Origin of the sequence: Nocardia sp. CC201C, assembly GCF_030010695.1 — a bacterium.
GTDB classification, from domain to species: domain Bacteria; phylum Actinomycetota; class Actinomycetes; order Mycobacteriales; family Mycobacteriaceae; genus Nocardia; species Nocardia otitidiscaviarum.
This window is the reverse complement of the sequence record NZ_JASCXP010000193.1, coordinates 1-13,267: the sequence shown is the minus strand read 5'-3', so window position 1 is coordinate 13,267 and position 13,267 is coordinate 1. Positions and strand designations below refer to the sequence as shown.

Annotated in this window: 14 protein-coding genes; 7 read left to right on the top strand and 7 right to left on the bottom strand. The window is 67.8% G+C overall.

Features of this window, described 5'->3' with window-relative positions; all coding sequences use genetic code 11:
- From QK444_RS20265 to QK444_RS20255, 3 genes are all read left to right on the top strand, one after another.
- Window positions 1-512 (top strand): DUF2220 domain-containing protein (locus tag QK444_RS20265; protein WP_282782596.1); only part of this gene is annotated, 512 nt, incomplete at its 5' end.
- Between the two features lie 451 nt (window positions 513-963).
- Complete coding sequence (locus tag QK444_RS20260) at window positions 964-1,950, top strand: exonuclease domain-containing protein (protein ID WP_349239531.1); 987 nt, start codon at window positions 964-966, stop codon at window positions 1,948-1,950.
- A gap of 13 nt (window positions 1,951-1,963) precedes the next feature.
- Window positions 1,964-2,716: a nucleotidyltransferase domain-containing protein gene (locus tag QK444_RS20255; RefSeq protein ID WP_282782594.1), complete on the top strand. Its 753-nt coding sequence runs from the start codon at window positions 1,964-1,966 to the stop codon at window positions 2,714-2,716.
- A 13-nt stretch (window positions 2,717-2,729) separates the two neighbouring features.
- Here QK444_RS20255 and QK444_RS20250 read toward each other — a convergent pair whose 3' ends face one another.
- From QK444_RS20250 to QK444_RS20240, 3 genes are all read right to left on the bottom strand, one after another.
- On the bottom strand, window positions 2,730-3,302 hold the full coding sequence (locus QK444_RS20250; protein ID WP_282782592.1) for a hypothetical protein: 573 nt from the start codon (window positions 3,300-3,302) through the stop codon (window positions 2,730-2,732).
- A gap of 86 nt (window positions 3,303-3,388) precedes the next feature.
- The gene (locus QK444_RS20245) at window positions 3,389-5,032 is read right to left on the bottom strand and encodes a WXG100 family type VII secretion target (RefSeq protein WP_282782590.1); all 1,644 of its coding nucleotides are present in this window, start codon (window positions 5,030-5,032) and stop codon (window positions 3,389-3,391) included.
- Entirely contained in the window at window positions 5,029-5,316 is a 288-nt protein-coding gene (locus QK444_RS20240) for a hypothetical protein (RefSeq protein WP_282782588.1), read from the bottom strand. Before QK444_RS20240 ends, QK444_RS20245 begins: the two co-directional genes overlap by 4 nt.
- Window positions 5,317-5,464: 148 nt before the next feature.
- Here QK444_RS20240 and gcvT point away from each other — a divergent pair, with 148 nt between their 5' ends.
- From gcvT to QK444_RS20220, 4 genes are all read left to right on the top strand, one after another.
- Window positions 5,465-6,565: a glycine cleavage system aminomethyltransferase GcvT gene (gene gcvT, locus QK444_RS20235; protein WP_282782586.1), complete on the top strand. Its 1,101-nt coding sequence runs from the start codon at window positions 5,465-5,467 to the stop codon at window positions 6,563-6,565.
- A gap of 237 nt (window positions 6,566-6,802) precedes the next feature.
- The gene (locus QK444_RS20230; RefSeq protein WP_282782584.1) at window positions 6,803-7,390 is read left to right on the top strand and encodes a hypothetical protein; all 588 of its coding nucleotides are present in this window, start codon (window positions 6,803-6,805) and stop codon (window positions 7,388-7,390) included.
- A gap of 10 nt (window positions 7,391-7,400) precedes the next feature.
- Window positions 7,401-8,501, top strand: a complete 1,101-nt coding sequence (locus QK444_RS20225) for a branched-chain amino acid aminotransferase (RefSeq protein WP_282782582.1) — start codon at window positions 7,401-7,403, stop codon at window positions 8,499-8,501.
- Between the two features lie 4 nt (window positions 8,502-8,505).
- On the top strand, window positions 8,506-8,676 hold the full coding sequence (locus QK444_RS20220) for a hypothetical protein (protein ID WP_282782580.1): 171 nt from the start codon (window positions 8,506-8,508) through the stop codon (window positions 8,674-8,676).
- 45 nt (window positions 8,677-8,721) lie between these two features.
- On the opposite strand, the gene QK444_RS20215 is transcribed toward QK444_RS20220, so the two are convergent.
- The 4 genes from QK444_RS20215 to QK444_RS20200 form a co-directional block, all read right to left on the bottom strand.
- Window positions 8,722-9,435, bottom strand: coding sequence for an MBL fold metallo-hydrolase (locus QK444_RS20215; protein WP_282782578.1), 714 nt, complete (start codon window positions 9,433-9,435; stop codon window positions 8,722-8,724).
- Window positions 9,436-9,701: 266 nt separating this feature from the next.
- Window positions 9,702-10,568 (bottom strand): alpha/beta hydrolase, encoded by an 867-nt coding sequence (locus tag QK444_RS20210; RefSeq protein ID WP_282782576.1) that lies wholly within the window; start codon window positions 10,566-10,568, stop codon window positions 9,702-9,704.
- A 72-nt stretch (window positions 10,569-10,640) separates the two neighbouring features.
- Window positions 10,641-11,516: a homoserine O-succinyltransferase gene (locus QK444_RS20205; protein ID WP_282782574.1), complete on the bottom strand. Its 876-nt coding sequence runs from the start codon at window positions 11,514-11,516 to the stop codon at window positions 10,641-10,643.
- A 550-nt stretch (window positions 11,517-12,066) separates the two neighbouring features.
- Window positions 12,067-13,038 (bottom strand): carbohydrate kinase family protein, encoded by a 972-nt coding sequence (locus QK444_RS20200; protein ID WP_282782572.1) that lies wholly within the window; start codon window positions 13,036-13,038, stop codon window positions 12,067-12,069.
- Window positions 13,039-13,267: the final 229 nt, after the last annotated feature.

Here is a 13,267-nt window from a genome sequence, read left to right as displayed (position 1 = left end):
GCTACCGCTGGCTCGACCCGCTGCGCGCCACCGCGGGCTTCACCGAACTGAATGTTCGTGTCGATGAACTGGCGGTGGCGCCACCGGAGGCGACGACGATCGTCATCGTCGAGAACGAAACGACATACCTGGCGCTGCCGCCGGTGCCGGATGCCATCGCCATCTTCGGCGGCGGCTACGCGCTGACCAGGCTGAACGCCCTGTCGTGGCTCGCCGACCGCAGGGTCCGCTACTGGGGTGATATCGATACCCACGGCTTCGCCATTCTCGACCGCCTCCGGCAGCGGTTCCCACACGCCGAATCCCTGCTCATGGACCGCGACACCTTGCTGTCGCACGAAGGTCAATGGGTGCGCGAGGATTCGCCGACGGTCACGGTGCTCGACCACCTGCGGCCCGCCGAACTCGATCTGTATCGGGATCTGGTGGACGACACCTTCGGGCACGCCGTGCGCCTCGAACAGGAGCGGGTGCGGTACTCGGTGGTGGAATCGACGGTGCGGGATCAGTGATGCCGTACGTATCTCGTCGAGTCGGTGGAGTGCGGGTGGGTGTTGCGCGAAGCCGTCGTCGCCTCGCCAGTGGTGCTGGCTGATCTCGGTCACCCGGCGCGCAGTGGTTCGGGGTCGGCGGCCGGGTAGCAGGTCTGTGCGGCCGGGCTATGTTTGCCGTCCATGCCGTCCATGCGACAGTGTGAGCGCCGAAAGCCGGTGCGAATGGGCGATTCTCCGCACATCAGATGCGGTCGTCGGGCAAGCTGGTATGCGCTGTGGTCCTGAGAACGAGGATCTGTTCGAAGTGTTCGCAGCCGTTGCCGAGTTCTATGAAACCGTCTGTCCGGAACTGATTTTGGCGAGAGGGTACCGCGGAATTGGCTGAGACTTGGAGCGTGTTCGAGTCTTGTGGGTTGGCGCGGCCGGTGACGGTCGAACGTGGTGGGGTGGGAGATCGCGTCCTGCCGCCGTGTGTGGTGCGGTAAGGGTGCCCGGCCTGTCGTTCGCGGCGCTCGACGTGGAGACCGCCAACTCGGCGCGGGGGAGTGTTTGTGCTATCGGAGTTTCCGTCGTATGGGAGGGGCGTCGGGTTGGTAGTCATTCGTGGTTGTGTCGGCCGCCAGGGGCCGTGGACTTCTTTGCGCGGCACAACGTTCGTGTGCACGGGATTTCGGCTTCTATGGTGGCCGGGAAACCGGCGTTCGGAGAGGTGTGGCCCGAGGTAGAGCGCGTGGTCGGCGGGTTGCCGGTCGTGGCGCACAATGCCGGGTTCGACCGTGGGGCCGTGCGAGAAGCATGCGGGCACAGTGGGATCGACGCACCCGGGTGGGACTTCCGCTGTAGTTTGGCGATCGCGCGGCGGCACCTGGATCTGGAGAGCTATCGGCTGCCGGATGTCGCCGGGGCGCTGGGGGTCGAGTTGATCGCGCATCACGACGCGGGAGCGGATGCCGCCGCGGCAGCGGACATCGTGGTGGCCTTGGCGGCGCGGGTGGGAGTGGACAGTCTCGCGGAGCTCGAGCGGTTGGGAGAGGCGCGGCCACGCAGGCGGGTGAGCACACGTGTGGGGCGGCGGCGCTCCTCGTTCCCGCGTGAGGAATTGGTGATGCCGGAGATCCGTGGCGGGGATCCGGGGCACCCGCTGTTCGGACAGGTGGTGGTGTTCACCGGGGAGTTGGCGGCCATGAGTCGGCAGGAGGCGTGGAATGCGATCGCCGCCTGCGGGGCCACCCCGGCGCGGAACGTCACCCGGCGGACCACCTGTCTGGTGGTCGGGGACGGGTTCGAAGGGGTGGAGCCCGCCGCGTTCACCACGGTCAAGGCGCGGCGGGTCGCGGAGTTGCGAGCGAAGGGATTTCAGGTGGAGGTGATGGATGAGCGACGGCTGCTCGCCTGCCTCGAACCGGGGCGACATGCTGTCGGGCGGGGCTCGGAACGGATCGCGGTGATCTCGTAGCACAATGGGGGCGGTGAAACACAGCGACGGGGAATTTCGCGAGTACGTGGCCGAGCGGCTTGCCGCACTCCCCACTGTGCTGGCGGTGACGCTCGGTGGGTCACGCGCGCGGGGAACGCACGCGCCGGACAGCGACTGGGACTTCGGCGTCTACTATCGCGGCGCGTTCGATCCTGCCGATCTGCGGGCGATCGGCTGGGAGGGAGAGGTATTCGACGTCGGAGCATGGGGCGCCGGAGTTTTCAACGGCGGTGCTTGGCTGACCATCGACGGCCGACACGTGGACGTGCTCTACCGCGATCTCGATGTCGTCGAACGCGAACTGGAGGAGTCTCGAGCGGGGCGGTTCCATTGGGAGCCGCTGATGTTCCACCTCGCGGGTATCCCGAGCTATCTCGTCGTGGCGGAACTGGCCGTGAACAAAGTTCTTCGCGGAAGTCTGCCCCGGCCGGAGTTTCCCGCGGCACTGCGGGAGTCGGCACCGAAACTATGGCGAGAGCGAGCGAATCTCACGATGATGTACGCCAAGAACGCCCACGTCGCGCGCGGACAGGTGACCGAGGTCGCGGGCGCACTGGCGACGGCCGCGATGTACACCGCGCACGCCGTACTCGCCGCCCGCGGCGAATGGGCGCTCAACGAGAAGCGGATGCTCGCCGCGGCTGGTCTGCGGGACATCGATCACATCATCGCGGAACTGGGTCCGGATTCGGATTCACTGGCTCGTGGGATCGCCGCGGCAGAGCAGCTATTCGCCGCGAAGTAGGTGCCTGGGCAGTTCAGCCTGAGTACGTGGTGATACCCGTCTTGCGGATGTCTTCGAGGGCTTGTGGTGCGTAGAGGTACGGTTCGAGGTGGACCATATAGCGGAGGAGTGGCTTGCCGGACTTCAGATAGGCCTCGACCGTTACCACCAAGCCACTGGGGCCGATGCCGGAAGATACGACCTGCTGATAGTCCGACTCTCCGCGTGAGTTCTCCTCCCACAGATCGACCTTTCGCGTATTGAAGCCCCAACGGGTTACACCTTCGCGGAGTTCAGCGTTCGCCTGCTGCGCTGTGTCGAGCGGTCGGAAGAAGACGATCTCGTCGTACGGTGCCTCGGCGGGACCGGTGGAGACGAAGCCGATGGTGTTCGTCTCCACTGTTTCGGTCCGATCAGGTCCGAGGAGTTCGAGTGTGATCATGGGCTGATCGGGGCCGCCTATGATCGGGCCCATGGTCTGACCCTCCATACCCGTCGCGGCTTTGGTGAGTTCGCGGTTGCGGAGGTCGAATCGGGCGTGGCCGGTCTGCTTGATTCGTTCGATCCCGGCCGGGGTCAGTTGTGAGAACTCTGTGGTGCTGGGCACGGGCTCCTCCTTGCTCGACGGGGTGGAGCAGGCGGCGGTCGAGAGCAGCAGTACTGCGGTCGCCAAGGCGCGGCGTGACCATGGGTTCATCGCTCGTATCCCCACTGTGTCGCAAACTGTTTCATGATGTCGTCCCGCCGGTTGGCGAGCCGCTGTTCGTCCATGCGGGTTTCGAAGTCGGAGGCGATCAACTGTCGTGCGCGGGCCGGATCGTCGGCCAGCAGCCGCTGATATGCGGGCAACGTATCCTGCGTGATCAGGTCCCACCGCTGGTCACGGTAGGAGATATTGCCGTCGGGGAGCGGAGTGACGATCGTGCCCGGTAAGGGGCCGGGAGCGTCGACGGACTTGGGGAACACCTCAGGGAACGATTGCGCTCCCGGGATCGACGGCGCGCCGACCGCGGTCATCCCCCAGGTGACCAGTTCACCGGTAGCCGGACGTTCACGCATGCGATCGTAGTCGTCGGCGATGATCTGCCACTGCTCCCGCCAGAGGAGTCTCTGGTTGCCTTCAGCGATCAGACTCTGATCGTTCCGCACGTATCCGTCGTGTATCTGATGCCATGCACCGGTGGCATTGGGATCGAGCAGACCTGCCCGAGACATGCGATCGATCTCGGCTGTGCCGCCCGTTAGATAGGCCTCGTGCATAGCGGCCTGATCGGTGAAGATCTCCTTCTGCATCCCGAGCAAGCTGGACTCGTAGAACCGAATTTCCTCGGCGGGCAATCCGGGCCCGCTGTCAGTTCCCAGCATCGGCGGCAACCCACCGATCAGGAACGGCAGTGGTGACCGCCCCTCGAGGCTGGTCAACTCCTGCATCATGTCCAGGTCGAAGAATCCGCCGGCGAACGACGGGCCGATCATGTTCGCCATTCCGGCCCACTGGAGTTCGGGTCGGTCCAGGAACAGGCGGCCGTAGTACTCGTAGACCTTGACGATGGTGTCCCTGTTCGCCTCGGCGCCGAGTTCGGGCCGCCATGCGGCGGGGTCGATCCCTGCTTGCTCCAATGCTTCTCGTTGCCAATAGCCTCGCAGGAACGAGCTGTAGAACTTCGTGGCCGGATCGAGTTTTCCGGAATCGACGGCTTCGTCGAGTAGTGCCTTGGCGGCATCGGGATGGTGGTCGACCCACTCGCGGAACCGCGGATCGTCGATCAGCGCCTGGACTTCCGCCGCCGACATCTGTGCCGTCGAGGCGGGCGGTACGTACTCGCGCCCCGTCGCGGCGTCCTCCCGCAGGGCTCGGACTTCGTCCATCTTCGCGTCGAGTGCCATCGCGACGGACCGGTCGACATCCGTCAGTTGGCGGAGCGCACTCGAAATCCAGGCGATGTGGTTTGCTCGTAGGTCTTCGCTCTTGTCCTGCGGTGTCGGTCCGACCTGCCAGTCGTCTCCTACCGTGAATCCGTCGGCGATGGCCGCGTCAACGGTTCCGATCGCGTGATCGCGCACCGATCGCAGGCTGGCCGCCGCGCTGCGGAGTGCGTCTACGACATCGCGAACCGCCGTCACGATCCGCATACCCATGCGATGCTCACGCTGGATCCGCTCGTACGCCGCGGACCCTGCCGCCCCGGTCCACCCGCCCGACGCGATCTGGTCGGCCTCCCGCCACGCCGCGTCCAGCGTAAGCACCATGTGGTCCGCACCCGTGGCGAGGATCGCCGCCCGGTCCGCCAGTGATTCCGGCCGCCAGCTGCGGACCGCGCTCACCGTGTAGGTCATCGGCGGCCCATTTTCGCGAGTTTTTCGGCCCAGAACTGGTCGGTCACCTGGTAGGTGTCGTTTGCGCCTCGGGTCAGCTTCGCCAGGTCGTCGAAGTGGTACGCCAGCTCCAGGTACGCCTCGTATACGTCGGTGCCCATGTCGGTGACGGCTTTCTCGGCGAGGGACTGCGGCAACTCGGCTTCGAGGTCGGCTATTCCTGCGCGGGGGACGGTCTTGATGGCGCGTGACGTCTCCAGCCACGCCTTTTCCAGGCGGTGCAGCAGTTCGATGTCGACGTACACGGCGGTATCTCCCAGGTAGCAAATCCTCGGCAGACTCTAGCGCAGTGTCATGGGGCGATAGCCGAGTGTCATCACTATCGACGCTGGTGAGGCGGTTTCGGTTCCCGGCGGGCCGGGATTCGCGGGGGCGGCCGATAAGCTCCTACCCGTGACCGACGAGAAGCTGCTGCAGGGACCCATCCACGCCGTTCATGTCGAGCTCGGCGCTACCTTCGCACCGTTCGGGGGGTGGGAGATGCCGGTTTCTTATGCGGGGACCGTGGGGGAGCACACGGCGGTGCGGACCGCGGTGGGGCTTTTCGATGTGAGTCATCTGGGGAAGGCGACCGTCACGGGAGAAGGTGCGGCGGCGTTCGTGAACTCGGCGCTGAGCAATGATCTCGGGCGGATTCGGCCGGGGAAGGCGCAGTACACGCTGTGCTGTACGGCCGAGGGTGGGGTGATCGATGATCTGATCGCCTACTACGTGTCGGATGACGAGATCTTCCTGGTGCCGAATGCGGCGAATACGGCGGCGGTGGTGGCCGAGTTGGCGAAGGCCGCGCCGGACGGGGTGACGGTTACCGACGAGCATCGGGAGTACGCGGTGTTCGCGGTGCAGGGGCCGAAGTCGGCGGAGGTGTTGACGGAGCTCGGATTGCCGACCGAGATGGAGTACATGGCATACGCCGACGCCGAGTGGGAGGGGCGGCCGGTTCGGGTGTGCCGCACCGGCTACACCGGGGAGCACGGGTACGAATTGCTGCCGCGCTGGGCGGATGCCGAGGCCCTGTTCCGGGCGCTCGTCGCGCAGGTGCGGGCCGCCGGCGGGCAGCCCGCGGGGCTCGGTGCCCGCGATACGTTGCGCACCGAGATGGGGTATCCGCTGCACGGGCACGAACTGTCGCTGGAGATCTCGCCGGTGCAGGCCCGCGCCGGGTGGGCGGTCGGGTGGAAGAAGCCGGAGTTTTGGGGCAAAGCCGCGCTGGAACAGGAGAAGGCGGCCGGGCCGAAGCGGATGCTGTTGGGGCTGAGGGCACTCGATCGCGGTGTGCTGCGGCAGGGACAGGCCGTGATGCGCGGGGAGGAGCGGGTGGGGGAGACCACCTCCGGCACGTTCTCGCCGACGCTCAAGATCGGCATCGCGCTCGCACTGCTCGACACCGCGGCGGGGCTCGCGGAGGGGGACGAGGTGGAGGTCGACGTCCGTGGGCGTCGGCTGCGGTGCGAGGTGGTGCGGCCGCCGTTCGTGCAGGCGAAGACTGCCTGAACGGTCGCCGGACCGGAGGGCGGCGGGCGAAGTCGGTGATCGCGGCCGCCACCTCGCGGGGTCTGGTGAGGGTGAGGGAGTAGTCGGCTCCCTCGAGTCGAAGGCGGCCTGCCTCATCGCCGGGGCGACCGCGCGAGAAACGGCGTCGTCCGCCGGGACGACAGGCCGGTCGAGAGCGCGCCTCGTCGGTGATAATCCGGTTGTCGCGCCGCACCCTTCGCCGCGAAACTCATGGTCATGTCGCGAGTGGACGAGGTCTGTGACGGGCGGTTGGCGTGGACGACGGTGGACCTCGTCGTCATCGAGGACTCGTGTGCGCAGCCATTGCGAATCGCGCTCGAGGAGTTCGGGATTCAGGTCAATTACCTGACCATCGGGCAGGCCCGGCATCTGGTGGCCGCGCTCGGGGGTGGGCGGCCGGTCGCGCCCTATGTGGTGCTCTGCTGCCACGGGATCGACGGGGCGATTCTGCTGCCGGAACTCGGGGGTGAGATCGCCGCCGCGCAGCCGTTCGATCGGCTCGGGCCGGAGGAGGTGCGCGGACACCTCCGATTGGCGGGCAGCACCGTGCTCTCGCTCGGCTGCGAGACCGGCGACGAAAAGCTGGCGCGGGCGTTCCTGGACAGCGGTGCCGCGGCCTATATCGCCCCGACCGACGCGCCGTACGGGCACGCCAGCCTGTTCGCGGCGCTGTACCTGTTCTACGAACTCACCCAGGAACGCCCGCTCGACGCGGCCGTCGCCAAGCTGCGGGCGCACGATGGGGAGCTGGCCATGTGGGAGTTTTTCCGAGGCGACACCGGCGGCTCCGGAGCGGCGAATTAAACTCCCGGTCATGACTGTTGCCGCGCACTTCTCTCGCACCTCGCATCCGGCTCCCACCCCGGTGGAGCGGCGACAGGAGATTCTCGCGGCGCCCGGGTTCGGGCGGTACTTCACCGATCACATGGTGTCGCTGGACTATGTCGACGGGGAGTGGGTGAACGGGCGGGTGCAGCCGTACGCGCCGCTGTCCATGGACCCCTCCACCATGGTGTTCCACTACGGGCAGGCCATCTTCGAGGGGCTGAAGGCGTACCGGCAGTCCGATGGGAGTATCGCGACGTTCCGGGTGGACGCCAACGCGCAGCGCTTCCAGCGTTCGGCACGCCGGATGGCCATGGCCGAGCTGCCGGAGGAGCTGTTCATCGAGTCGATTCGGCAGCTGCTCGAGGTGGACGGCGAATGGGTGCCGCCCGCGGGGGGTGAGGAGTCGCTGTACCTGCGGCCGTTCATGTTCGCGACCGAGGTCGGCCTCGGTGTGAAGCCCGCAGCGGGGTACAAGTACCTGCTACTCGGGTCGCCCGCGGGTGCGTACTTCGCGGGTGGGCTGAAGCCGGTGCGGGTGTGGCTGTCGACCGAATTCGTGCGCGCCGCTCCCGGCGGCACCGGTGAGGCCAAGGTGGCGGGCAACTACGCCGCCTCGCTGCTGGCCCAGCAGGAAGCCGCCGCCAAGGGCTGCGATCAGGTGGTGTGGCTGGACGCGTGCGAGCGCAACTACGTCGAGGAGATGGGCACCAACAACCTGTTCTTCGTCTTCGGCACCGGCTCCGACGCCCGCCTGGTCACCCCGGAACTGTCCGGTTCGCTGCTACCGGGCATCACCCGCGATTCGCTCATCACCCTGGCCGCCGACGCGGGCTACCGGGTGGAGGAGCGCAAGATCTCCGTCGACGAATGGCGCAGCGGGGTCGAATCCGGGGAGATCACCGAGGTTTTCGGCTGCGGCACCGCCGCCGTGGTCATCCCGGTCGGATCGGTCGTCTCCGCCGAGGGCGAATTCACCATCGGCGACGGTGAGCCCGGCGAGGTCACCATGGCCCTGCGCGACACCCTCACCGGAATCCAGCGTGGCACCTTCGCCGATCGCCACGGCTGGATGCGCAAACTCGCCTGAACGTGTGATCAGGGGGAAATGCTGGCGGTATCGGCCGAGTAGCCGCCACCGGTTCCCCTCGCATCAGCCCTGGTCGGAGGAGCTGGCGGAGCCGCTGGAGTTGGCGGCGGAGCCGGTGGGAAAGGGGAACTGGGCGGTGGTTTTCAGCTTCCAGGTGCCGCAGCCGACGGTCTAGAAGGCTACGTCAGGACCGCGCGGTGCAGGTTTCGTGGAAAGCCGATCAGCCGGGCATGAACATGTGCCACTGCTCCAGCGTCTGCGGGCGCATCACGTAATTGCTGTCGCGCACGGTGGAGAGGGCGGCGCTCGGCTCCTGGGAGTACCAGTGGCCGGGATACACCACCGGGTCGCCCTTCAGGCCGGCCAGGTAGCGGAGGCTGTGGAACATGGCGTCGGAGTCGCCGCCGGGGAAATCGGTGCGGCCGCAGCCGTCGACGAACAGCGTGTCGCCCGCGATGAGGCGGTCGTCGAACAGGAAACACTGGCTGCCCGGGGTGTGGCCGGGAGTGTGCAGCAGTTCGATCTCCAGGCCGCCGATCGCGACCTTGTCGCCGTGCTCGTGGCCGGTCAGCTCACTGGGCGCGATATCGGCGACCTGCGCGACCCAGGGCAGCTCCTCCTTGTTGACGTGCACCGGCACGTCCACGTTCTCCAGGAGTTCCTTCACGCCGCGCAGGGTGAAACCGAGCATGGTGCCGCCGACATGGTCGGGGTGGTGGTGGGTGGCCAGCACGCCGCTCAGGCGCATGCCGTCACCCTCGGCGAGCTCGACCAGCTCATTCGCCGCGTAGGCCGGGTCGACCACCACGCACTCGCCGCTGTCGCGGTCGCCGATGAGATACGCGAAGTTGCGCATCTGGGTGGCGATCGGATCGCCCACGGCCCAGTCGCGGCCGGAGAGCAGTTGGCGGAAGTACACACGGTCGGATCCCATACCGGACACCCTATGGGGCGGGCGGGATCGACGGGCGGGGACTCCCGGCGCCCGCGGCCACGCCCACCGTATGAGGTTGGAGCGGCGCACACGGCTCGCGCCGCCGGGAGCAGGTTCCGGACGCGAGGCAGGGTGGTGCCCCGCAACGGATAGCGCTGTGCCCATGCGCGGCCTGGTGGATGTGCTCGGTGGCGCGCGGCGATCCGACCGAGGAAGCCGGCACTCGATTGCGGTGCGGTTGCCCGGAGGGCCGGATCTGCTGTGCGCTAGTCCTCGAGCGCCTCGCGGAGGGCGGCCGCGAAAGCTTCGGGTTCGCCGGTCTGGCCGTATTCGCCGCCCAGGAAGCCGCCGTGGTCGCTCGGGAAGACGACCATCTCGGTGCCGAGGCGCTGGGCTACGGCCTCGCTGCCGCGGCGCGCGAGCTGGCCCTCGGATTCGATGCCGCCCACCAGCACGATGCGGGTCGGGGCCGCGCGCAGGGCGTCGAAGTCGTGCTCGTAGTAGGCCAGGCTGGCGAGGTTCTGCGCGAACATCACGTCGTCGCGGCTGCCGTCGTCCTCGGTCGGCATGCCCAACTCGGCGGGGTCGGGGGTGGGCCACTCGGCGAAATCGGCCGGCACCTCGCCCCGATGGCTGGACAGGATGAGGAATTTGGCCATGGCCGGGCCGAAACCGTGTTCGGTGTAGGTGCGGCACACATCGGTGGTGGCCGCCAGCGCGTGCTCACGGTCCGGGAGCGCCTGCGCGGCGGGCGGTTCGTGCGCCACCAGGGTGCGCACCTGTTCGGGATGCTGCGCCACCAGGGCGAGCGCGTTCACGGCGCCGCCGCTGCTGGCGAACAGGTCCACCGGGCCGCGATCCAGGGCGGTGATGAGTCGATGCAGATCGTCGGCGTGCTGGTCGGGGGTGGACTCGCGGGCGCCGTCGGTGCGGGTGCTGCGCTCCACGCCGCGCGGATCGTAGGTGACCACCGTGCGATCGGTGAAGTATCCGGCCAGGGTGCCGAAACCGGCCGCGCCCATGGGGGATCCGATCATCAGCAGGACGGGACCGGCACCGGTCTCGGACTCGCGGATGTCGTAGGTGAGGATGGCGCCCGGAACCTCGAGGGTGTGTGTTTTCGGCTCGGCCATGATTCGCTTCTTCCGCAGGGGTGTGCTGTGTAGACGAACCGGCGGCGCGGAAATCATCGGCGCGCTGGCGGGTCAGATCGAGGGGATCGGCTGAGGTGCGGGATCTGCCGGGGCTGCGGCGGTCGAGCGGGCTTGTGCGACGGCTCGAATCCAGTTGGCGAAGAACACTTCCGCGTCGGCGGTCCAGTCGGCCATCACCTCGGAGTGGTGGGTCGGCAGCGGGAAGCCGTCGAGCAGGGTCGGGTCGAAGGTGGTGCGGAGGCGGACGGCGAGGTCGAGGAGGGTCAGTTCGGTGTCGTGCGGGAAGTAGCGCGACGGGATGGCGGGGAAGGGGCGCATCGGGTCGGACAGCCAGCGGCGGAGGTCGCGGCGGTGTTCGCGGGCCATGGTGTCGGGGAGGTATTCGGGGTGGCCCTGGAGGAAGACGTGGCGCAGGCCGTCGGGGCCGGTGGCGAGGTGCCATTCGGCTTCCTCGGAGTCGAGCAGAATGTCGACGCCCTCCTTGCGGAGATCGGCGGAAGTCATTGCGTTCCAGCGGGAATGGGGCACCCGCACGGGTGTCGCCAGGCCCTCCACCAGTGCGGTGCCGGGATGCGCGCCCGGCTGCACGCCGCCCACGCGGTCCAGGGCGGCACCGTGTACCCAGTGGTCGAACGCACCGTGTGCGCGGTACGGCAGACGGTGGCGCTGCAACCCGTGCAGCAGATGCAGTGCGGCGTGGGCGGATTGGCAGGAGAACAGCAACGAGGCGGCGCCCGAGCAGTCGCGCAGAATGCGGTCGACCACCGCGAGGCTGGGCTCGGAGGCGATATCCGCGGCCTTGGGTTCGCTGCCGCTGATGATGAGGGCGTCCATGGCAACCAGTGCGGGCCAATCGACGTCGGTGCTCGCGCGGAGCGGGTCGATGCTGAAGAACGCGACCGCCACTTCGGATTCGGACGCCTCCACTGGGGACGCCCCAGTCGCGGCGGGTTCAGGGGCCGATAAGGGCTTGGTGGCGAACGACTCCGCGCCGAAGGGACCGGCTGCTGGGCGTTCCACAGCCGCTCGGCCAGTCGCCTCGGACCGGATTCCCGAGGGGCGGCCGTCCGGGCGACAGGTCGCCGAGGATTCGTCCGACGAGCATCCGGTCGCCGATCGTCCGGACGCGACGCTCGCCGACGGGCCACCGGTCGCGGCACCGAAACCCGCTGTCCGCCAGCCCAGCCGCGCCGCGCCCGCGGCCACCGCTGCGGCGAAGACCCTGCGAGTCATACTCTCCGGCCGCAGCGACATCAGATCCACGATTCCGATTCGCACGGCTGCACCGCCCGACCGCGGTGCGTCCGATGACGCAAACACTTGTTCAATCCTTCGGAACGGGCGCGATCGGCCGACCGCGTAGATCAGTACAGAGCAGTGATCGGACAGGCGAAATGTCCGCGCAGACAGGTGCCCCGCACACCGATCACGCGATCAGTGTGCGGGGCTCAGGCGTCCGGCAGGGAACCGGCGGGTGTCAGCGAAGAATTGTTTCGATTTCCGCCGCGGCCTCCGGGCCGTAGGCCGCGCGCAGGCGCTTCACGGCCACATCGTGGTCCAAGGTCCATTCCTGGGTGCCCACGGTTTCCAGAATGTGCACGGCGATAAGGGATCCCAGCTGCGCGGAGCGCTCCAGGCTCAGACCGGCCGTGTGGCCGGTGAGGAAGCCCGCGCGGAAGCCGTCACCGACGCCGGTGGGGTCGACCTTCGAATTGTCCGGCACCACATCGACATGCAGTTCGGTGCCGTCCTTGTCGACCACCAGCGCGCCCTTCACACCCAGGGTGGTGACCCGGATGCCGACCCGCTCGCCGATCTCCGCGGCGGACAGGCCGGTCTTCTGCAGCAGCAGGCCCCACTCGTACTCGTTGGTGAAAAGGTATGCGGCGCCGTCGATCAGGCGCAGCGCCTGTTCGCCGTCCAGGCGGGCCAGCTGCTGGGAGGGGTCGGCGGCGAACGGGATCCCGGCGGTGCGGGCCTGCTCGGTGTGCAGCAGCATGGCATCGGGATCGTTCGCGCCGACCAGCACCAGATCGATGGCGCGGGTCCGGGTCAGTTCGCCGATGGAGATCTCGCGGGCCTCGCTCATCGCGCCCGGGTAGAAGGAGGCGATCTGCGCCATGGCCTCATCGGTGGTGCAGACGAAGCGCGCCGTGTGCGCCTCGGTGGACACCTTCACCGCCGAACAGTCCACGCCATGGGATTCCAGCCACTGCCGGTAATCGGCGAAGTCGGGGCCGACCGCGCCGACCAGCAGCGGATTGCGGCCCAGCAGACCCATCGCGTAGGCGATATTGCCCGCGACACCGCCGCGGCGAATGACCAGATCGTCGACCAGGAAGCTCAGCGAAACATGTTGCAGCTGATCGGCCAGCAGCACATCGGAGAACTTGCCCGGGAATCGCATGAGGTGATCGGTCGCGATGGAGGCGGACACGGCGATGGTCACGTGCGGAATCCTTCGGTGTCGTGCGCTGTGTTCAAGGCCAGGCGAGGGCACACCTGTATGCGGGACGACAGACGCGGGGGCGGTGGGATCGGCGGCCGATGCTCGGACGCCCTCCAAAACTACACTGTCCGAGACGGACGACTCCACCCCCGAGCGGGGGATCGGCGTGCCGATCCGGGGCCGGGAGCTACGGGCTCGGTCGCGGCTGGACATGCGTCAGCGCGGAACC